The following is a 20,927-nucleotide window of genomic DNA, read 5'->3' on the forward strand; positions in this document are numbered from 1 at the left end:
GATCAGCGGTCGATCAGAGATTGATGTCGCTGATGGAGCTGGCGACCGAGTCGAGGAAGTCCTGAATGTTCGGCGCCAGATCGGAAGAGGCGAGCAGGAAGCCGAAGAGGGCGGCGACGAGCGCCGGTCCCGCCTTCATCTTCCCGGCACGGATCATCAGTACGAGGATGATCCCCACCAGCACCACCAATGACAGGGAAATGACCACAGCTGATCAAGCTCCTCGGTCGCTCATGTCTTCACCCGGCCCCGGAAGCACGCGACCTCGCACACCCCCGCTGACAACCATCGTGCCATCAACTACGGCTCCACAGCAGCAGGGTGAGGCGACTACCTGCGTCGGCACACACCACACCCAGCCGCTTGGTACCCCGCCGGGAATGCGTTACACGGGCGGACACGGGTGACGCTCCCCACAATTCCGTGGATCAATTTTCGACCTGATCGCATAACCCGTAAGGGAATTCCGATTTCCATGAATCAGACATTCCACCGGAGGCACCTGAGGGGCATATGCACCATTTAAGGTGGATGAAACCCGACAGATCGGACAGCCTGAGTCCTCATATCGAACAGCTGGATCGCTATGTCGACTTGATAACGGTCGGCAATCGACCGGAGTGTGAACTGTATTACCGGGGAAGACGTGGACGAGGTTTTACGCAATAGAGGTTTCGGCGCTATCGTGCCTCAGATGTTCCACGCTGCCATCTCTCCCCCACGCGCAGTGCGGTCCCGGGTGCTCTCCCCCAGCTCCTGGTGGGAGGGCCTGTGACCAACTCCCTGCGCCCGCACGGTTCCCAGCGGTCCCCGCTCCCTCCGGCCCGGGAGGCCGAGGCCGAGGTATCCCCCACACCGCAGCGCGAAGAAGCAGGGCGTCAGGCGACTCCGCCCGCCGCCAGTGCCCCTGCCGGGCCGAAGCCGAAGCAGCGGGACGCGTTCTTCGACAACGCGAAGTACCTCGCGATCGTCCTGGTCGCGATGGCCCACTCCTGGGAGCCGCTCACCGACACGAGCCGCACCGCGGAAGCCCTGTACATGACCGTGTACACCTTCCACATGCCGGCCTTCATCATCATCTCCGGCTTCTTCTCCCGCAGCTTCGACATGCGGGCGGACCGGCTCAAGCGGCTCATCACCGGGGTCGCGGTCCCGTACGTGCTGTTCGAGGTCGCGTACAGCCTCTTCAAGCGCTGGGCCGACGACGACCCGAGCCACCCGATCAGCCTGCTCGACCCCTGGTACCTGACCTGGTTCCTGGTCGCGCTGTTCGTATGGCGGCTGACGACGCCGATCTGGAAGCTGGTGCGCTGGCCGGTCCCGCTGTCGCTGGCGATCGCCACCCTGGCGTCCGTCTCGCCCGACATCGGCGACGACCTCGACCTCCAGCGGGTCCTGCAGTTCCTGCCGTTCTTCGTCATCGGTCTGTGCATGAAGCCCGAGCACTTCCAGATGATGCGCGGACCCAAGATGCGGATCGCGGCCGTGCCGATCTTCGCCGGCGCGCTGCTGTTCGCCTACTGGGCGGCGCCCCGGATGAACTCGGCCTGGTTCTACCACCGCGACAGCGTCCAGGAGCTGCACGCTCCGGCGTGGACCGGCCCCGTGATGACCCTGGCCATGTTCGGCTGCTCGATGGTCCTCGTGGCGTGCTTCTTCGCCTGGGTGCCGCGGCGGAACATGTGGTTCACCGTGCTGGGCGCCGGAACGCTGTACGGCTACCTGCTGCACGGCTTCCTCGCCAAGGGCTCCCGCTTCTGGGGCTGGTTCGACATCGACTGGCTGCACAAGCCGCTGGGTGAGATCACCGTCACCGTTGTCGCCGCCAGCGTGATCACCGTGCTGTGCACCCCGCCGGTGCAGCGCGCCTTCCGCTTCGCGATGGAGCCGAAGATGAAGTGGGCCTTCCGCAAGGACCCCGCCGAGCAGGCCCGTCACCGTACGGCCGCCTGACCGCCCGCACCGCCGAAGGGCCGGGACCGTGTACGCACGGACCCGGCCCTTCTCGCTGTCCGCTCACTCCCCTCCGGGGCTCTCCCGGCGCAGCGCCGCGCGGGCGGGCAGGGCGGTCGCCGTGAGCCCGAGCGCCACGGCCGCGCCCACGAACCCGGCGTAGGTCAGCGGCGGGAGGTACGGGCGCCCGCCGGTCAGCCCGCGCACCATCGGTACGAGCGTGGCCAGGGCGATCGCCGTGCCCAGCGCGACACCGGCCATGGTCACCAGCAGCGCCTCCCAGCGCACCATCTCCAGCACCTGCCGCCGGGTCGAGCCGATCAGGCGCAGGATGCCCAGCTCCCGGCGGCGGTCGAGGACCGTCATCACCAGGGTGTTGGCGGCGGCGACCGCGGCGAAGCCGCCGAGCACCGCGGCCATGGTGCTGTTGGACCAGGCGTTCAGCGCGCGGTCCCGGTCCTGGGCGGCCGCGTAGCCGTCCCGGCCGGTGACCTGCTCGCCGAGCCGCTTCCCGAGCGCCGCCGCGACGGTGCCGTGGTCCGCGCCCGCGCCGTCCCGTACCAGCACGTCCCCGTCGAAGGGCGACGTGACGTGGGCCGCCAGGGCCGCGCGGTCCAGGGTGACCTGGGCGATGCCCAGGCCCCGGCCGTACGTCGCGACCACCTCGGGTGCGGCCTTGGTGCCGTCCGGGAGCCGGAGCCTGAGCCGGTCGCCCACGCGGACGTGCGCGGATTTCGCGAGGTTCGCGTCGACCGCGACCCGGCCCGGCCCCAGGTCCGCCAGGCGGCCGGTGCGGACGTCCAGGTCCTGTACGGCGGCCAGCGCGCGGCCGGTGCCGGAGACGCCCTGGGCCGTCGCGCCCTGCAGGCCGGAGCCCATCGGCACGAGCACCCCGGTGCGCAGCACGCCCACCGCCGCCGCGACGCCCGGGACGGAGGCGGCGCGGTCGGCCGTGTCGGCCGGGAGGCCGCCGGGGGCGGAGATGACCTGGTCGGCGACGATCCCGTCGCGTCGCTGCGCGGCCATCGCGTGGTCCTCGCTGGTGTGCATGAACACGAGCGTCGAGGAGAACGCCATGGCCAGCACGATCGGGGTGATCGCGGAGGCCAGCGGCCGGGCGTTGGCCAGGGTGTTGGCCGATGCCAGGACGGCCGGGGCCTGGCCCGCGCGCAGCGGCAGTCCGATCAGCCACGCGCACAGCCGGGCGATGAGCGGACCGAGCAGGGCCACGGCCAGCATGAAGAGCATCACGATCCCGAGCGCGGTGTTGGCCGCGTCCTCGCCGGAGGTCGAGGCGGCGATTCCGGACAGTGCGAAGCCGCCGACCAGGGCCGACGCGCCCAGCAGGGTACGGATCACCCCGGGGCGCAGCCGCTCGACGGCCGCCTCGCCGAGCGCCTGGCCGGGCTTGATCCGCGCCGGGCGGCGGGCGGCCATCAGGCCCGCCAGAAGCGAGGTGACCAGTCCCGCGCCGACGGCGGAGACCAGCGGAATCCAGGAGACCGCGGGCTCCACGGGGGCGGGGATCGCGCCCTTGTCCTTGAGCTGTCCGAACCACCAGTGCGCGAGGGCGATCCCGGGCAGGCAGCCGAGGGCGCCCGCGAGCGGGGCGACGAGCAGCGCCTCGGCCGCGATGGAGCGGCGGATCTGGCGCGGGGTGGCGCCGATGGCGCGCAGCAGGGCGACCTCGCGGGCGCGCTGGCCGACGGAGAGGGCCACGGTGCCCGCGGCGGTGAAGATGGCGACGGCGGTGGCGATCCCGCCGAAGGAGCCGCCGAGGGCGGTGAGCAGTTCCCTGGCCCCGGCGATCGAGGTGTCCTCGACCGCGCCGCGACCGTCGCCGGTGTGCACGCGCACGGCGGTGGCGTGCGGGGTCTTGCCGTGCGCCCCCTTGCCGTACGCGGCCTTCAGCCGTGCGGCAAGGTCGTCCGCGCTGGTGCCGGGGGCGGGGCGGACGAGGAGGGCGTCGACCGTACGGGGGTGGCCGGACAGGGCGCGGGCCCGGGCGTCGGCGAACCAGGCCGTGGGCCCGTCCTCGGTGGAGTGGGCGGTCCGTGCGATACCGGAGACCCGGAAGGCGTGCCGACCGTCCGGGGCGCTCACCGTGACGCGGCCGCCCACCCCGGTGCCCGCCGCGCGGGCGGCTCCCTCGTCGAGCACGACGTCGCCCGAGCGGGGCGGTGTGCCGGTGGCGAGTGTCACGCCGGTGAAGGGGGCCGCGCCCCAGCCGTGACCGGTCAGCGCCTGACCGGTCAGCGCGCCCTTCCGGACGCCGCCCAGCGGGAAGGTCACATCGGGTGCGGCGGCGGCCGTTCCGGGAGTGCGGGCGGCGGTGGTGACGAGCGCGGCGTCGAGCCGGGCCCGGTCGGGGAGCGGTTCGGACTCGTCCTCCCGGTCCTCCCCATGGCCGACGACGTAGTGCGCGCGCTGGTCCGCGGCGACGACGACCGGGGCGCCCGCGTAGCGCTCGGGGGGTACGGAGGCCCGTACGCCGGTCTCCAGCAGGATGCCGCAGGCGGACACGATCATCGCGGTCATCATCAGGGCGATGAAGGTGCCCGCGAAGGCGGCGGGCTTGAAGCGGACGGAGGCGCGGGCCAGTCCGTTGGTGAGCGCCCTCACCGGACGACGGCGAGGCCGGCGGGGGTGCGGGCGGTGAGCCGGGTCATCCGGTCGGCGATCTCGTCCGCCGGGGCGCGGGTGAGCCGGTCGGCTACGCCTCCGTCCGCGAGGAAGAGCACCCGGTCGGCGTAGCTCGCGGCCACCGGGTCGTGGGTGACCATCACCACGGTCGCGCCGAGCGTGTCCACCGCGTGCCGCAGCAGCCCGAGCACCTCGGCGGCGGTGACCGTGTCCAGGGCGCCGGTCGGCTCGTCGGCGAAGACCACGTCGGGGCGGGTGACGAGGGCGCGGGCGATGGCGACTCGCTGCTGCTGGCCGCCGGACAGCTGGCCCGGGCGGCGCCGGGCGTGCTCGTGCAGCCCGACCTGGGCCAGCACTTCCAGGGCGCGGTGGCGGTCGGGGCGGGCACCGGCGAGCCGCATCGGGAGCAGCACGTTCTGCTCGACGGTGAGGGAGGGGAGCAGGTTGAAGGCCTGGAAGACGAAGCCGAGGCGGCTGCGGCGCAGCGTGGTGAGCTTGTTCTCACTCAGTCCGGTGATCTCGGTGCCGCCGAGCCGGACGGATCCGGCGGTCGGCCGGTCGAGCCCGGCGGCGCACTGCAGGAAGGTCGATTTGCCGGAGCCCGAGGGGCCCATGACGGCGGTGAAGCTGCCGTGCGGGAGGGCGAGGCTGATGCCGCGGAGTGCGTGCACGGTGTTGCCGCCGCGGCCGTAGCGGCGCTGGACGCCATGGAGTTCGACGGCGTGGGTGGCAGGGGCGGGGTGCTGGTGCGGTGCCGGTGGCACCGCTGTCGTACGCCGCTTGCGCAGCCGCATGGTGGTGGCCCTCTCAGGAGTTCGCCCGATGTCTTTCGACGCCCTACGAACGTAGGGACCGGGGGTATCCCGGGGCCATGGCGGTCGCCGCCGTACCGAGGTGGGGTTAACCCCCGGTAAGGGGGCCCTACTGGCGGCAGATCAGCAGGAGCGCACGGTCGTCGTTGACGTCCTTCGCGACCGTCTCGATCAGGTGCCAGGCCGCGCCCTGGAAGCCGGAGGAGACGTAGCGGTCGGCCTCGCCCGTCAGGTGGTCGATGCCCTCGCTGATATCGCGATCGGCGGTCTCGACGAGGCCGTCGGTGAACAGCATCAGCACGTCCCCGGGGCGCAGGGTGCCCTTGGTGGGGTCGAACTGGGCGCCGTCGTAGACGCCGAGCAGCGGACCGTCGGCGGACTTCTCCTCCCATTTGCCGGTGCCCGCGCTGAGCTGGAGCGCGGGCAGATGACCGGCGGAGAACAGCTCGAAGTCGCCGCTGTCGAGGTCGAGTACGAGGTGGACGGAGGTCGCGAAGCCCTCTTCCCAGTCCTGGCGCAGGAGATAGCCGTTGGCGGCCGGGAGGAAGCCGTGCGGGGGCAGCGAGCCGAGGAGGCCGCCGAAGGCGCCGGAGAGCAGCAGGGCGCGGGACGCGGCGTCCATGCCCTTGCCGGAGACGTCGGTGAGGACGACTTCGAGGGTGCGGCCGCCGTTGCCGGTGCGGGCGGCGACCACGAAGTCGCCGGAGAAGGACTGGCCGCCGGCCGGGCGCAGCGCCATCTCACGGTGCCAGCCGCGCGGCAGGGCGGGCAGCTTGCTCTGGACGCGGATGCGTTCGCGCAGGTCGAAGAGCATGGTGCCGCCGCGCCGCCAGGGCACGCCGACCCGGCTGCGGAACTGGGCGATGAGCAGCCCGAAGAAGCCGACGGCGGCGACCACGAGGATGGTGCCGGGGGTGACCCGGGCGGAGGTGTCCTCCTCGGTGTACGGGCCGAGGACGGCGGACTCCACGATGAGCGCGGAGGCGGCGGCCGCGTACAGGCCGAGCAGGCTGGCGGGGCGCAGCAGCAGTCCGCCCGCGACGATCGGCAGGACGAGGGCGGAGGGGGCGCACCAGTCGGGGGTGGCGATGGTGCCGCAGGCGATGGCGGGGACGGCGAGGAGCAGCAGGGCGAGGGCGAGCCGGTCGGAGCCCTCGCCGCGGAAGTAGTCGACTCCGGCTTTGCGCACGCCGGTGCGAGCCCGGTGCAGAGCTTTGCGCATCCGGGCCATCGGAGTGTCCGCGCCGCCAGTCATTGCATCGGGACCCTACCCACCCGTTCGGACGCGCGTCGATTCGTGGCGCGTTGAACCACCCAGCCAGGGGGGCAATCGTAAGCGATATTCGTTCGCGCGTACGGGAAACCGCTGTTGGGGATGGGGATATGAGCGCGGAGCGGGGGGTACTCGATCGGCTGTTTGGGGTGATTGGTACGGAAAGCTGGTACTCGCGGCCGGTGTCGTACCCCGAACGCGGGAGAAAACCGCGTTCCGGCGGGAGTTGACCGAATGCGAGCGCTCGATGGTCTCAGCTCGCCGGCCTCAGAGGGTGTCCGCCTACGACCGCTGGCAGCCGGGGCACCAGAACAGATTCCGGGCGGCGAGTCCCGCGGTGCGGATCTCTCCACCGCAGACGTGGCAGGGCTGCCCGGCCCGGCGGTAGACGTAGACCTCGCCGCCGTGGTCGTCGACGCGCGGCGGACGGCCCATGGCCTCGGGGGTGTGCTCGGGGCGGACCGTGTCGATCCGGTTGTTCCGTACGCCCTCGCGCATCAGCTCCGCGAGGTCGGACCAGATCGCGTCCCATTCGGCGCGGACCAGCCCGCGGCCCGGCCGGTACGGGTCGATGCCGTGCCGGAACAGAACCTCGGCGCGGTAGACGTTGCCGACGCCCGCGACCACCTTCTGGTCCATGAGCAGCGCGGCCACGCTGACCCGGCTGCGGGAGACCCGGGCCCAGGCGTCGCCGCCGTCGTCGCCCGTGCGCAGCGGATCGGGGCCGAGCCGCTCGTGGATGGCCTGCTTCTCGGGCTCGGTGATCAGGGCGCAGGCGGTCGGCCCGCGCAGATCCGCGTACCCTCCGGGGCCCGCCAGCCGCAGCCGCACGGTCTCGGTGGGCGGTGGGGCGGGGGCCGGGCCGAAGGTGTACTTGCCGAACAGCCCGAGGTGGACATGGACCCAGCCGGTGGCCGCGAAGTCCAGGAAGAGGTGCTTGCCGTGCGCCTCGGCGTGCTGGAGCACCTGCCCGTCCACGAGGGCCGCCCCGTCGGCGAACTTCCCCTGGGGACTGGTGGCCCGCACGGACCGGCCGCCGAACCGTTCGAGGTGGTCGGCGGCCAGTCGGTGGATCGTGTGCCCTTCGGGCATCAGTCGCCGGCGGGGTGATGGGCCGGGACGGGCGGCAGTTCGCCGGTGGTCTCGTAGTCGGCGAGCATGGCGATGCGGCGGGTGTGGCGCTCCTCGCCCGAGTACGGGGAGCCCAGGAAGATCTCGACGAACTTGATCGCCTCTTCCCGGGTGTGCATGCGCCCGCCGATGCTGATCACGTTGGCGTCGTTGTGCTCGCGCGCGAGGGCGGCGGTCTGTTCGCTCCAGGCCAGCGCGGCGCGCACTCCCTTGACCTTGTTCGCCGCGATCTGCTCGCCGTTGCCGGAGCCGCCGATCACGATGCCCAGGCTGTCGGCGTCGGCGGCGGTCCGCTCGGCCGCGCGCAGGCAGAACGGCGGGTAGTCGTCCTGGGCGTCATAGATGTGCGGGCCGCAGTCGACGGGGTCATGGCCGCCCGCCCGGAGCCACTCCACGAGGTGGTTCTTCAGTTCGTAACCGGCATGATCGGAGCCGAGGTACACGCGCATGCCCAGAGTGTGGCATGGCTGTGTCTTTTTCGCCGAGCCGGGTAGGCGCTCCGTTGATTCCTCCGCAACACCAAGGAACCTCATGGAAACCTCAAGTAACAATTTGAAATCGAAGGTTCACCTGTTGGTTCTCCTGAGATTCACTGGCGTCGCTCCTCTTTCGGAAGCAAAGGATCGAGCCATATGAGCGCACAACCAGAGACTTCCCCCGATGGCCTGAAGGCCGGTCTCAAGAACCGCCATCTGTCCATGATCGCGATTGGCGGAGTGATCGGCGCCGGGCTGTTCGTCGGCTCCAGCGCCGGTATCGCCAAGGCCGGGCCGGGCATTCTCGTCTCCTACGCACTGGTCGGCCTCATGGTCGTCCTCGTGATGCGCATGCTGGGCGAGATGGCGGCCGCGAATCCGACCTCCGGCTCCTTCTCCGCCTACGCGGACCGGGCGCTCGGCCGCTGGGCGGGCTTCTCGATCGGCTGGCTCTACTGGTTCTTCTGGGTCGTGGTGCTGGCGGTCGAGGCGACCGCCGGTGCCAAGATCCTGGAGGAGTGGTGGCCCGCCGTACCGCAGTGGGGCTGGGCGCTGATCGTGATGGTCGTGCTCACCGCCGCCAACCTGGCCTCGGTCGCTTCCTACGGTGAGTTCGAGTTCTGGTTCGCCGGGATCAAGGTCGTCGCCATCGCCGCCTTCATCGTCATCGGCGGGCTCGCGGTCTTCGGCCTGCTGCCCGGATCCGAGAACGAGGGCGCGGGGCTGTCCAATCTGACCGCCCACAGCGGCTTCCTGCCCAACGGGCCGGGCGCGATCCTCACCGGTGTGCTGCTGGTCGTCTTCTCCTTCATGGGCAGTGAGATCGTCACCCTGGCCGCCGGTGAGTCCGCCGACCCGCAGCGGGCCGTCTCCAAGGCCACCAACAGCGTGATCTGGCGTATCGCGGTCTTCTACCTGGGCTCGATCTTCGTCGTGGTCACCCTGCTGCCCTGGGACTCCAAGTCGATCACCAAGGACGGCAGTTACGTCGCCGCGCTCGAATCGATCGGCATTCCGCACGCCGGTCAGGTCATGAACGTCATCGTGCTGACCGCCGTGCTCTCCTGTCTCAACTCCGGCCTCTACACCGCCTCCCGGATGGCCTTCTCGCTCGGGCAGCGCGGTGACGCCCCGGCCGCGTTCGCGAAGACCAACGCGCGCGGCGTGCCGCAGGCCGCGATCCTCGGCTCGGTCGTCTTCGGCTTCGTCGCGGTCTGGTTCAACTACCAGTGGCCGGACACGGTCTTCGAGTTCCTGCTGAACTCCTCGGGCGCGGTCGCGCTCTTCGTCTGGCTGGTCATCTGCTTCACCCAGCTGCGGATGCGCGGCATCATCCTGCGCGAGAACCCGGACAAGCTCGTCGTCCGGATGTGGGGCTTCCCGTATCTGACCTGGGCGACCATCGGGATGATCACGTTCGTGCTGCTCTACATGCTCACCGACGACGCCGGTCGCGAGCAGGTGCTGCTGTCCACCCTGGTGGCGGTGCTCGTGGTGGGCTTCGCGCTGGTACGGGAGCGGATCACCGGGCCCAAGACGGTCGCCCCCGCCGAGAACCCCTCCAAAGAGTCCGTGTCCTCGTAAGCCCCGGACCACCACCGGATGACGCGTCGGGCGGGCTGGTCTTCCGACCAGCCCGCCCGCGACGTGTGAGGAGTGCGGCTCAGCCGCGGCGGCCCACCAGCTTCCAGGCGGTCGGCAGCGCGCCCATCGCCAGCGCCGCCTTCAGCACGTCACCGACCAGGAACGGGGTCAGACCGGCGGCCACCGCCTGGCCGAGCGAGCTGTCCGTGGCCAGCGCCAGGTACGGGACGCCGATCGCGTAGATGATCGCGGAACCCACCGCCATGGTGCCCGCGGTGCGCAGCGCCCCCCGGTCACCGCCGCGCCGGGCCAGCGCGCCCACCACGGTCGCGGCGAGCAGCATGCCCAGCACGTAGCCGAAGGACGGCATGGCGGCTCCGGAGTCGCCCTCGGCGAACCAGGGCATGCCCGCCATCCCGGCCAGCGCGTACAGCGCGAGCGACAGGAAGCCCCGGCGGGCCCCGAGCGAGGTGCCCACCAGCAGCGCGGCGAACGTCTGGCCGGTCACCGGCACCGGCGAGCCCGGGACCGGCACCGAGATCTGCGCGGCGAGCCCGGTGAGCACGGCGCCGCCCACGACGAGCGCGGTGTCACGGGCGAGAACACGCCGGGCGGGAAAGACCGCGTCGGCGAGGACCGTACCGGTCGGGACGGCGGCGGAAACACTGCTCATCAGCGGAACTCCGAGGTCAGAAGGGGTGGACTACGCGACGGTAACCCGGCGCGGGAGCACCGGGCACCATCGGATGACCACAAAGGCGGGGCTCCGCGCTTGGCGTCTTCGGGCAGATGGGGGCGATACGGAGCGTGACCGCGATGTCCGATATCCAGAAAAGTTTGACATCAATGTTGTCCTGATCGGACACCCACCTTCACACTGGGGGCGTTTTGCATCCGCCCGCCCCTCACACAAGGGACAGAGACCAGTCATGAACCCGACACCTGCGTCCCCAGCGCCGCAGAGCGGCACGAAGGCGACCGACGCGGGCGCGGACGCCTCGCCTCCGCTCTCGCACGGCCTCAAGCAGCGCCACCTGTCGATGATCGCCCTCGGCGGCGTGATCGGCGCCGGGCTGTTCGTCGGCTCCGGCGCCGGAATCGCCGCCGCCGGGCCCTCGATCGTCCTCGCCTACGCGCTCTCCGGGCTGCTCGTGATGCTCGTGATGCGGATGCTCGGCGAGATGTCGGCGGCCAACCCGGCCTCCGGTTCGTTCTCCGTGCACGCCGAACGGGCCATCGGGCCGTGGGCCGGGTTCACCGCGGGCTGGATGTTCTGGGTGCTGCTGTGCGTGGGCATCGCCGCCGAGGCGATCGGCGCGGCCGGGATCATGGTCCACTGGTTCCCGGGCACCGAGTCCTGGATGTGGGTCGCCGTCTTCATGGCGATCTTCTGCGGCACCAATCTCGCGGCCGTCAGCAACTTCGGCGAGTTCGAGTTCTGGTTCGCCGCGCTGAAGATCGCCGCGATCAGCGTCTTCCTCGTCCTGGGCGCCCTCGCCATCCTCGGCATCCTGCCCGGCACCGACTCCCCCGGCAGCAACAACCTCACCGGCGAGGGCGGCTTCATGCCCAACGGCACGGACGGCCTGGTCGTCGGTCTGCTGGCCTCCGTCTTCGCCTACGGCGGCCTGGAGACGGTGACGATCGCGGCGGCCGAGTCCGAGAACCCGGTCAAGAGCGTCGCGGGCGCCGTGCGCACCGCCATGTGGCGCATCGCCCTCTTCTACGTCGGCTCGATGCTCGTCGTCGTCACGGTCATCCCGTGGAACGACAAGGCGGTCGTGAAGGACGGCCCGTACGTCGCGGTCCTCAACCACCTCGACATCCCGGCGGCCGGCAACATCATGAACGTCATCGTCCTGGTCGCCCTGCTCTCCGCGATGAACGCCAACATCTACGGCGCCTCCCGCATGTCCTACTCCCTGGTCACCCGCGGCGAGGGCCCCGCCCTCCTCGGCCGCGTCTACGGCGGCGTCCCCCGCCTCACCGTCCTCGCCTCCTCCTTCTTCGGCTTCGTCGCGGTGCTGCTCAGCTACTGGTGGCCGGACACCATCTTCAAGTGGCTCCTCAACATGGTCGGCGCCGCGGTGCTGGTCGTCTGGACCTTCATCGCCGTCTCCCAGCTCGTGATGCGCCGCCGCATCCAGCGCGAGGCCCCCGAGAAGCTCGTGGTCAAGATGTGGCTCTTCCCCTACCTGACCTACGTGGCCCTGGCCGCCACCATCGGCGTCCTGCTCCTGATGCTCCGCGAGGACGAGACCAGCACCCAGCTGTACTTCACGGTCGGCCTGACGGCGGTGCTCGCGATCATCGGCTACGTCCGCCAGAAGGCGGTGTCGGCACAGCGCTGACCGTCACCCCCTCCGCTTCCCGAGGCGGGGCAGGCCCTACATCCGTGGGCCTGCCCCGCCTCGGCCCTTTGGGGCAGACCTCCGAGGCTTCACCGGCGGAGAAAGTTCTTACTGGTAGCGTGCAGTTGCAAGTTAATTGCAATAAGCGTCCGGAGGGCTTGGCATGGCCATCTACACACTTCCTGAACTTCCGTACGACTACTCGGCGCTGGCGCCGGTCATCAGCCCCGAGATCATCGAGCTGCATCACGACAAGCACCACGCCACGTACGTCAAGGGCGCGAACGACACGCTGGAGCAGCTCGCGGAGGCGCGGGACAAGGACCAGTGGGGGTCGATCAACGGGCTGGAGAAGAATCTGGCCTTCCACCTGTCGGGCCACATCCTGCACAGCATCTACTGGACCAACATGACCGGCGACGGTGGTGGTGAGCCGCTGGCGAAGGACGGGGTGGGCGAGCTGGCCGATGGCATCGCCGAGAGCTTCGGGTCCTTCGACCGGTTCAAGGCGCAGCTGACCAAGGCGGCCGGGACCACCCAGGGGTCGGGGTGGGGTGTGCTGGCGTACGAGCCGGTGAGCGGGCGGCTGGTGGTGGAGCAGGTGTACGACCACCAGGGGAACGTGGGGCAGGGCTCGGTGCCGATCCTGGTCTTCGACGCCTGGGAGCACGCCTTCTACCTGCAGTACAAGAACCAGAAGGTGGACTTCATCGAGGCCATGTGGGAGGTCGTCAACTGGCAGGATGTCGCCCGTCGCTACACGGCTGCCAAGGAGCGCGCCCACAACCTGCTGCTCGCGCCGTGATGGGCCTCCTGCTGACGTGATCGTCTTCTCAGCCTTCACGGGCAGGCGGAAAAAGGGCCCCCGCGCGGTCGAGTCGCGCGGGGGCCCTGCCGTATCGAAGGGTGGGTGTCAGTCGAAGATCGGGCCGACCGTGCGGGTGCGCTTGATCTCGTAGAAACCCGGGATGGAGGCGACCATCAGGGTGCCGTCCCAGAGCCGGGCGGCGGCGTCACCCTTGGGGGCGGGGGTGACCACCGGGCCGAAGAAGGCGATCTGCTCGCCGTCCGAGCCGGGGACCGCGATGACCGGGGTGCCGACCTCCTGGCCGACCAGGTCGATGCCCGCCGCGTGGGAGGCGCGCAGCTCGGTGTCGTAGGCGTCGGAGTCGGCCGCGTCCGCGAGGTCGGCGGGCAGTCCGGCCTCCTCCAGGGCGGCGATGATCGTCTCGCGGTTCTTCTCCAGGCCCTGGTTGTGGAAGCGGGTGCCGAGGGCGGTGTAGAGCGGGCCGAGGACGTCACTGCCGTGCTTCTGCTCGGCGGCTATGCAGACCCGGACCGGGCCCCAGGCGGTCTTCAGCAGCTCCTGGTACTGCTCGGGCAGCTCGTCCATCTTGGGCTCGTTGAGCACGGCGAGGCTCATGACGTGCCAGCGCACCTCGACGGGGCGGACCTTTTCCACCTCCAGCATCCAGCGCGAGGTCATCCAGGCCCACGGACACAGCGGGTCGAACCAGAAATCGGCGGGAGTCTTGACTGTTTCGGTCACGGTCTCTCCTCAGACGGGCGCGCGTGGATAAAGAAGTATCGGGAGTTGTCTGGTACCGACAACGTGGCCGGGCCCGAAGACCATTCCCGATACCGAGCGTCAGTGCCGCGTGACATGATTCCCGCTGTCCGGAATGGCGAGAGGGACACGAGGGGAGCCGCTACGTGCCCGGTGAGAACCTGACCCGTGACGAGGCCCGCGAGCGGGCGAGGCTGTTGTCGGTGGACGCGTACGACGTGGCCCTCGACCTGCGGTCCGCGGTCGGGGCGGATCCCGGACCAGGACCGCGCACCTTCCGCTCGACGACGACCGTGCGCTTCCGCTGCGCCGAGCCGGGGGCCACGTCCTTCGCCGACCTGGTGGCCCCGGAGGTCGTCGCGGTGCGGCTCAACGGGCGGGAGCTGGACCCGGCCGCCGTCTTCGACGGGACCCGGATCGCCCTGGAGGGGCTGGCGGGGGAAAACGAGCTGGTGGTGGACGCGCGGTGCGCGTACAGCCGCACGGGCGAGGGGCTGCACCGCTTCGTCGACCCCGAGGACGGCGAGGTGTATCTGTACACCCAGTACGAACCGGCCGACGCCCGCCGGGTATTCGCCAACTTCGAACAGCCCGACCTGAAGGCGCCGTTCACCTTCTCGGTGACCGCGCCCGAGAGCTGGACCGTGCTGAGCAACGGGACGGCCGCCGGAGTCGAGCCGTCCGGTGACGGCGACGGGGCCGCGACCACCCGGTTCACCCCGACCCTGCCCATCTCGACGTACATCACGGCCGTCGTCGCGGGCCCTTACCACTACGAGAGCGACCGCTACCGCCGCACCCAGCCGGACGGCTCGGTGCTGGAGGTCCCGCTCGGCGCCCTGTGCCGCAAGGGGCTCGCCAAGCACTTCGACGCGGACGACATCTTCACCGTCACCAAGCAGGGCCTGGACTTCTTCCACGACCACTTCGACTATCCGTACCCCTTCGGGAAGTACGACCAGGCGTTCGTGCCGGAGTACAACATCGGCGCGATGGAGAACCCGGGGTGCGTGACCTTCCGCGAGGAGTTCGTCTTCCGCGGCAGGGTCACCCAGGCGTCGTACGAGCACCGGGCGACGGTCATCCTGCACGAGATGGCGCACATGTGGTTCGGCGACCTGGTCACCATGGAGTGGTGGGACGACCTGTGGCTCAAGGAGTCGTTCGCCGACTTCATGGGGGCCTTCGCGCTGGTCGGGGCGACCCGCTTCACCGACGGCTGGATCACCTTCGCCAACCGCCGCAAGTCCTGGGCGTACCGGGCCGACCAGCTGCCGTCCACCCATCCCGTCACGGCCGACATCCGGGACCTGGAGGACGCCAAGCTCAACTTCGACGGGATCACCTACGCCAAGGGCGCGTCGGTGCTCAAGCAGCTGGTGGCCTACGCCGGGCAGGACGCCTTCCTGGAGGGCGCCCGCCGCTACTTCAAGCGGCACGCGTACGGCAACACCCGGCTGACGGATCTGCTGTCGGTGCTCACCGAGACCTCCGGCCGGGACATGGCGGCCTGGTCGCGTGCCTGGCTGGAGACCGCGGGCGTCAATGTGCTGACCCCGCAGGCCGTCTATGACGCCGAGGGGCACATCACCGAGCTGTCCATCCTCCAGGAGGCCGGGTCCGACAGCCATCCTTCGCTGCGCCCGCACCGGGTCGCGGTCGGGCTGTACCGGAAGGACGCCGCCGGGGAGCGCCCCGGGGCGCTGTTGCGCTACGCCCGCGCCGAGGTGGACGTCGACGGTCCCCGTACGGTCGTCAGCGAGCTGACCGGGGCCGAGCGGCCCGATCTGATCCTGGTCAACGACGAGGACCTCACCTACGCCAAGGTCCGCTTCGACGAGGCCTCGCTGGACACCCTGCGCGAGCACCTGGGCGAGCTGAGCGACCCGCTCGCCCGCGCGCTGTGCTGGTCCGCGCTGTGGAACCTCACCCGGGACGGGCTGATGCCCGCCCGCGACTACCTCGCGCTGGTGAAGCGATTCGCCGGGGCCGAGAGCGACATCGGCGTGCTCCAGATGGTGCAGTCGTGGGCGCTGTCGGCCCTCCATCACTACAGTGCGCCCGCGCGCCGGGCGGAGGCCGGGGGCCAGGTCGCCGAGAGCGCGCTGCGCGAGCTGCGGCTCGCCGCGCCGGGCAGCGGACACCAGCTCGCCTGGGCGCGGTTCTTCGCCCAGGTCGCCTCCGGCGACGCCGAGCTGCGGATACTGCGCGGGCTGCTGGACGGCTCGGCCCGGATCGACGGGCTCGAGGTGGACCAGGAGCTGCGCTGGACGTTCCTGGCGTCGCTCGCCGCGCTGGGGGAGGCCGACGAGAAGGCGATCGCGGCGGAGCTGTCCCGCGACGACACCGCGTCCGGCAAGCGCCATCAGGTGCGGTCGCTGACCGCCCGGCCCTCGGCCGCGGTCAAGGCCGAGGCGTGGGCGGCCGTGGTGGACACCGACCGGCTGTCGAACGCGCTGGTGGAGGCCACCATCGCGGGCTTCGACCAGCCGAACCAGCGCGAGCTGCTGGCGCCGTACGCCCCGCGCTACTTCGAGGTGATCGAGCGGATCTGGCAGGAGCGGTCGATCGAGATCGCCATGGCGATCGTGCGCGGGCTGTTCCCGGCCACGCAGGGCGATGCCACCACCCTGGCGGCGGCCGACACCTGGCTGACCGGTCACCCCGAGGCGCCGTCCGCGCTGCGGCGGCTGGTGCTGGAGGCCCGCGACGATCTCGCGCGGACCCTGCGCGGACAGGAGTGCGACGCGCGGGCCGCCGGATGACCGCCGGATGACCGATCGCGGCGGGGGCCCTTTCGGCATTCGAACTGCCGTACTTTAGTGCGGTGTTGTCCGGTTTTGTCGACGGTTCTGTCACAGCGGTGAGGGGGGTGGAGCGGGCGGGAATGGCGGGGTCATGAACCACAACACACCGCTGTCCCCCCGCCCCCTCCACCACCTCTCCGACGCCCGCCGCCGCGTCCTGACGACGCGCCAGCTGCGGGAGCACGGCGTGACATCGGCGCAGACCGCCGAGCGCTGCCGGGCCGGTGGCCCCTGGCAGCGCATGCTGCCGGGCGTGCATCTGCTGCACCCGGGCCCGCCGACCGGCGAGGAGCGGCTGTACGCGGCGCTGCTGTACACGGCGAGCCGCGGCCACGCGGGGCCCGGTGGCGGTGACGGATCCGTGGCGGACGGCCCGTACGGCGAGGCGATGATCACCGGACTCCCGGCGCTCGCCCTGCACCACTTCTCCTCCGCTCCCCCGCTGGCCTCCCTCGACCGCGTCGACATCCTGGTGCCGCGCGCCCGGCGGCTGCGCTCCACCGGCTTCGTGCGCTTCGTCCGCGCCCACCCCCTGCCGGCGCCGCAGGACCGCGCCGGGATGCCCACCGCCCCGGTCGCCCGGGCACTGGCCGACGCGGTGGCCCGGCTCTCCGACGCGGTGACGGTGCGCGCGCTGCTCACCGAGTCCGTACGCCAGGGACACTGTGACGCCGCGGCCGTGGTCACGGAGTTGAGCGGGGCACGGCTGCTGTCCCGGCCGCATGTCGTCGACGCCGTCGACGCGCTGCTCGCCGAGGGGCGGGCCATCGCCGAGGGCCGGCTGTACGACATGGTGCGCGGCTACGGTCTGCCCGAGCCGCTGTGGAACGTGGAGCTGCGGATGCCAGGCGGGCCCGCACTCGGCGGGGTGGACGCGTACTGGCGGGACCAGGGCGTCGCGCTGGAGATCGACGCGCGGGCGCCGCGCCACGGCGGGCCCGTCCCGGGCACCGCCCAGGCCCGTCGGCGCGAGCATCTGGAGGGGATGGGCATCACGGTCGTGCGCGTCACGCCCAAGCGGCTCCGGGAGAGCCTGGAGGAGCAGGCCGCGGTGGTCCGTACGGCGCTGATCGCGTCCGCCGACCGCGGCCCGGCTCCCTATGTGATGCTCCTGCCGCGCTGAATCCCGGAGCGGCGGCCCGTCAGGGCTTGCGCAGCAGCAGTTCGGTGTTGCGGTCGTCCGGGTCACCGGCGAGGGTCTGGCTGGCGCCGGGGGCGTTGAAGGCCAGTTCGCGGTAGAGCGCGGCGAGTCCGGTCTGGGACAGGTCCTCGAAGTCGGTGCGGCGCGGGGCGGCCGCCTCGATGAGCGTGGTGAACAGGGACAGCGTGCCGTCCTCGTTGTCGACGACCTCGATGACCCGGGCCAGCTGGGGGAAGTCGACGTGGGAGGCGGTGGTGATCTCCCAGAAGGTGTCGCGGGGGGTGATCTCGTTCTGGTGGCTGTGGCCGTTGATCCAGGCCAGCACCTGGGGGTGGCTCTGGAAGAGGGAGACCACCTCGTCACCGCCGTGCCGGGCCTCGCCCGGGCGGGCCGGGTCGGCGTTCATGTTGCTCAGGCTGTCGCTGTAGTGGTGGCTGTAGACGATGACGTAGTCGTCCTTGTGCTCCTTCAGCGTCCGCTCCAGCCACTTCAGCTGGGCGGTGCCGATCGAACCGGTGTAGTGGCCGCCCGGGTCGGTGGTGTCCAGGCTGATGCCGACGACGTTCTCGGAGATCCGGAACGAGTAGTAGAGGGTGCCCTCTTCGAGGTTGGCCCGGGTGTAGCCGTGGCCGACCGGGCCCGACCCGGCGGCCAGCGGGTCGAGGTGCGCGGCCAGGTACTCCTTCTGGGTGAAGGGCGCGCGGCGCTCGTCCGGGGTGACCGTGCGCATCTCCTTGGCGTGCGCCTCCACCAGCGCCTTCATGTCGGTGCCCTTGGGGTCGGCGCCCTTGCGCTGGCCCTTGTAGATCGCCGCGGCCTCGTCGGCCGGGATGAGCTGGAGCTTCCGCTTGCCGGTCGCGATCTCCGCGAGGTAGTCGCGGCCGAACGAGTAGACACCGCCCGCCAGGTCGTCGTGGTTGCCGATGGTCGAGTACCACGGCAGCCGCAGACCGGGGCTGTTGACGGTGCGCAGGGCGGCGTCGAGGAAGCCGTCGATGCGCGGGAAGCCGAGCTGCTTGTCGGAGTCGCGCAGCGCCTGCTCCGGGTGCCAGAACTCCTTGAGCCCGCTGTTCTGCACGCCCTCGTAGTGGCGCGGATCACCGGTGTTGGGGGTGATCCGGCCGCCGTTCATGGCGGTGAGGAACCAGTCCAGCTCGATCTTCGAGTTGTTGTCGGTGTTGTCACCGGTGGTCATCACGAAGGAGAGCGGGGCGCCGGTCGCGGGGCCGCCGCGCAGCCCGTTGACCCGCTCGATGAGGGAGGCGAGGCCCACGACGGTGAGCGCCTCGTGGGGGCGCCAGGCGCCGGTGCGCCCGGAGCGCAGGAACTCGTAGCGCAACGGGTGCTGGACGTCGGACAGGTGCATGTCCGTCAGCTGGACGAACGAGGCGAGGGCGGTGCGCCGGTCCTCCCGGCCCGCCTTCGCGCCGGTGATGTCGGTACGTACCCGGCGCTCCCAGCCCGGGCCGTCACCGAGGCGCCGGTAGCCGCCGGAGTCGGAGGTCGGCGCGGAGAAAGTCTCCAGCGTGGTACCGGCGTCGGAGGGGGCGGCGGGCGCCTGGGCCACCCTGCGCCCCGCCACCTGTGCCGTGGCGGGCGACGATGCCTTTGCCGATCCGCTGCCGGGCCCGAAGGCGATGCCGAGGCCGGCCGTGGCGCCGGTGGCTGCCGCGGCGGTGAGAAAGGTGCGACGGTCGAGCGCGGCGACCGCGGAGGCGGCGGACCGTATGCGGGACATGCGCGATCTCTCCCCGAGTGATTCGCGAAGCGGGTGGACAGCGGCGGCTGTCCTCACCTCGGATCGTTGGCATCGGGGATGGCCTGAGAGTGAACGACGTGGCAACGCCGGTAGCCGATCTCCTCACGTCGATCTTCGTGAAGAAAACGGCCATCGCACCCTCGTGAACAGGAATTCTTCCGCTCACTTCGTGTTCACTCGCGCGGGAAGCCCGGGGAGCCCCGGCCCGTGCGACATTGGTCACGGAAAGGTCACGGCGAGGCCTGAGACACTGGCCGGAGGGGTAGGCGCCGCGAAGAGACACAACCAAGGAAAAGGGTTCATATGAGGATCGGAATCGTCGGAGCGACCGGCCAGGTCGGCGGAGTGATGCGGAGGATACTCGCCGAGCGCGACTTCCCCGCCGACCAGCTGCGGCTGTTCGCGTCCGCCCGTTCCGCAGGCCGCACGCTGCCCTGGGGCGGCACCGAGGTCACCGTCGAGGACGCGGCCACGGCCGACTACTCCGGCCTGGACATCGTGCTGTTCTCGGCGGGCGGCGCCACCTCCCGGGCGCTGGCCGAGAAGGTCGCCGCGCAGGGCCCGGTCGTGATCGACAACTCGTCCGCCTTCCGGATGGACCCCGACGTTCCGCTGGTCGTCTCCGAGGTCAACCCGCATGCGGCGGTGCAGCGCCCCAAGGGCATCATCGCCAACCCGAACTGCACCACCATGGCCGCCATGCCGGTGCTGCGCCCGCTGCACCAGGAGGCGGGGCTGACCGCCCTGGTCGCCACCACCTACCAGGCCGTCTCCGGCTCCGGGCTCTCCGGCGTCGCGGAGCTGGACAACCAGATCCGCAAGGGCGCCGAGCGCGCGGCGGAGCTGACCCACGACGGTTCGGCGGTCGACTTCCCCGAGCCGGAGGTCTACGCCCGCCCGATCGCCTTCAACGTGCTCCCGCTGGCCGGGAAGATCGTCGAGGACGGCCGTCTGGAGACCGACGAGGAGCAGAAGCTCCGCAACGAGAGCCGCAAGATCCTGGAGATCCCGGACCTGAAGGTCTCCGGCACCTGCGTCCGGGTCCCGGTCTTCAGTGGCCACTCGATCCAGGTGAACGCCCGCTTCGAGCGTCCGATCAGCGTCGAGCGGACCGTGGAGCTGCTGGCCGGAGCCCCGGGCGTGGCCCTCAGCGACATCCCGACCCCGCTGCAGGCCGCGGGCCAGGACCCGAGCTTCGTGGGCCGCATCCGGGTGGACGAGACGGTCGAGAACGGCCTCGCGCTGTTCCTGTCCAACGACAACCTGCGCAAGGGCGCGGCGCTGAACGCGGTGCAGATCGCCGAGCTGGTGGCGGCCGACCTGAGCTGACGTCCCCACCCGGAGGGGGAGCGGCCGCGGCCGCTCCCCCTCCGGCGTTCCCGAGGCCGGTTATGTACCGGCGCGGACCGCTTCCGACGTGCGAGGATGGC

16 protein-coding genes are annotated in these 20,927 nt (G+C 70.9%); 7 read left to right on the forward strand and 9 right to left on the reverse strand.

Annotation, left to right across the window (positions count from 1 at the left end; translation table 11 throughout):
• Positions 1-13: 13 nt before the first annotated feature.
• The gene (locus ACZ6CL_RS33435) at positions 14-208 is read right to left on the reverse strand and encodes a hypothetical protein (RefSeq protein WP_063734160.1); all 195 of its coding nucleotides are present in this window, start codon (positions 206-208) and stop codon (positions 14-16) included.
• A gap of 563 nt (positions 209-771) precedes the next feature.
• Between ACZ6CL_RS33435 and ACZ6CL_RS33440 the strand changes: the two genes are divergently transcribed.
• A complete protein-coding gene (locus ACZ6CL_RS33440; RefSeq protein ID WP_468942778.1) occupies positions 772-1,953 on the forward strand; it encodes an acyltransferase family protein in 1,182 nt (393 codons plus the stop codon).
• 63 nt (positions 1,954-2,016) lie between these two features.
• On the opposite strand, the gene ACZ6CL_RS33445 is transcribed toward ACZ6CL_RS33440, so the two are convergent.
• The 5 genes from ACZ6CL_RS33445 to ACZ6CL_RS33465 form a co-directional block, all read right to left on the reverse strand.
• Positions 2,017-4,575 (reverse strand): ABC transporter permease, encoded by a 2,559-nt coding sequence (locus ACZ6CL_RS33445; protein WP_468942780.1) that lies wholly within the window; start codon positions 4,573-4,575, stop codon positions 2,017-2,019.
• Positions 4,572-5,390, reverse strand: a complete 819-nt coding sequence (locus tag ACZ6CL_RS33450; RefSeq protein WP_468942783.1) for an ABC transporter ATP-binding protein — start codon at positions 5,388-5,390, stop codon at positions 4,572-4,574. Before ACZ6CL_RS33450 ends, ACZ6CL_RS33445 begins: the two co-directional genes overlap by 4 nt.
• 127 nt (positions 5,391-5,517) lie before the next feature.
• Positions 5,518-6,630 carry a PP2C family protein-serine/threonine phosphatase gene (locus tag ACZ6CL_RS33455; protein ID WP_468942786.1) on the reverse strand — a complete coding sequence of 371 codons (1,113 nt, stop codon included), beginning with the start codon at positions 6,628-6,630 and terminating at the stop codon, positions 5,518-5,520.
• A gap of 333 nt (positions 6,631-6,963) precedes the next feature.
• On the reverse strand, positions 6,964-7,773 hold the full coding sequence (locus ACZ6CL_RS33460) for an Fpg/Nei family DNA glycosylase (protein ID WP_468942789.1): 810 nt from the start codon (positions 7,771-7,773) through the stop codon (positions 6,964-6,966).
• Complete coding sequence (locus tag ACZ6CL_RS33465; protein ID WP_468942790.1) at positions 7,773-8,261, reverse strand: ribose-5-phosphate isomerase; 489 nt, start codon at positions 8,259-8,261, stop codon at positions 7,773-7,775. Before ACZ6CL_RS33465 ends, ACZ6CL_RS33460 begins: the two co-directional genes overlap by 1 nt.
• Positions 8,262-8,444: 183 nt before the next feature.
• Between ACZ6CL_RS33465 and ACZ6CL_RS33470 the strand changes: the two genes are divergently transcribed.
• A complete protein-coding gene (locus ACZ6CL_RS33470; protein WP_468942792.1) occupies positions 8,445-9,872 on the forward strand; it encodes an amino acid permease in 1,428 nt (475 codons plus the stop codon).
• Between the two features lie 79 nt (positions 9,873-9,951).
• On the opposite strand, the gene ACZ6CL_RS33475 is transcribed toward ACZ6CL_RS33470, so the two are convergent.
• Positions 9,952-10,545, reverse strand: coding sequence for a biotin transporter BioY (locus ACZ6CL_RS33475; protein WP_468942794.1), 594 nt, complete (start codon positions 10,543-10,545; stop codon positions 9,952-9,954).
• Positions 10,546-10,801: 256 nt separating this feature from the next.
• Here ACZ6CL_RS33475 and ACZ6CL_RS33480 point away from each other — a divergent pair, with 256 nt between their 5' ends.
• Positions 10,802-12,223: an amino acid permease gene (locus ACZ6CL_RS33480; RefSeq protein WP_468942796.1), complete on the forward strand. Its 1,422-nt coding sequence runs from the start codon at positions 10,802-10,804 to the stop codon at positions 12,221-12,223.
• Between the two features lie 163 nt (positions 12,224-12,386).
• Entirely contained in the window at positions 12,387-13,028 is a 642-nt protein-coding gene (locus tag ACZ6CL_RS33485; RefSeq protein ID WP_468942798.1) for a superoxide dismutase, read from the forward strand.
• Positions 13,029-13,136: 108 nt separating this feature from the next.
• On the opposite strand, the gene ACZ6CL_RS33490 is transcribed toward ACZ6CL_RS33485, so the two are convergent.
• Positions 13,137-13,772, reverse strand: coding sequence for a mycothiol-dependent nitroreductase Rv2466c family protein (locus ACZ6CL_RS33490; protein WP_468942800.1), 636 nt, complete (start codon positions 13,770-13,772; stop codon positions 13,137-13,139).
• A gap of 164 nt (positions 13,773-13,936) precedes the next feature.
• On the opposite strand from ACZ6CL_RS33490, the gene pepN reads away from it, so the two are divergent.
• Positions 13,937-16,555, forward strand: a complete 2,619-nt coding sequence (gene pepN / locus ACZ6CL_RS33495) for an aminopeptidase N (RefSeq protein ID WP_468942802.1) — start codon at positions 13,937-13,939, stop codon at positions 16,553-16,555.
• A gap of 133 nt (positions 16,556-16,688) precedes the next feature.
• A complete protein-coding gene (locus ACZ6CL_RS33500) occupies positions 16,689-17,720 on the forward strand; it encodes a hypothetical protein (protein ID WP_468942805.1) in 1,032 nt (343 codons plus the stop codon).
• 19 nt (positions 17,721-17,739) lie between these two features.
• On the opposite strand, the gene ACZ6CL_RS33505 is transcribed toward ACZ6CL_RS33500, so the two are convergent.
• On the reverse strand, positions 17,740-19,476 hold the full coding sequence (locus tag ACZ6CL_RS33505; RefSeq protein WP_468942808.1) for a TIGR03767 family metallophosphoesterase: 1,737 nt from the start codon (positions 19,474-19,476) through the stop codon (positions 17,740-17,742).
• Between the two features lie 324 nt (positions 19,477-19,800).
• Here ACZ6CL_RS33505 and ACZ6CL_RS33510 point away from each other — a divergent pair, with 324 nt between their 5' ends.
• The gene (locus tag ACZ6CL_RS33510) at positions 19,801-20,826 is read left to right on the forward strand and encodes an aspartate-semialdehyde dehydrogenase (protein WP_468942811.1); all 1,026 of its coding nucleotides are present in this window, start codon (positions 19,801-19,803) and stop codon (positions 20,824-20,826) included.
• The last annotated feature ends 101 nt before the right edge of the window (positions 20,827-20,927 follow it).

This window comes from Streptomyces sp. NPDC041200, from assembly GCF_055591805.1.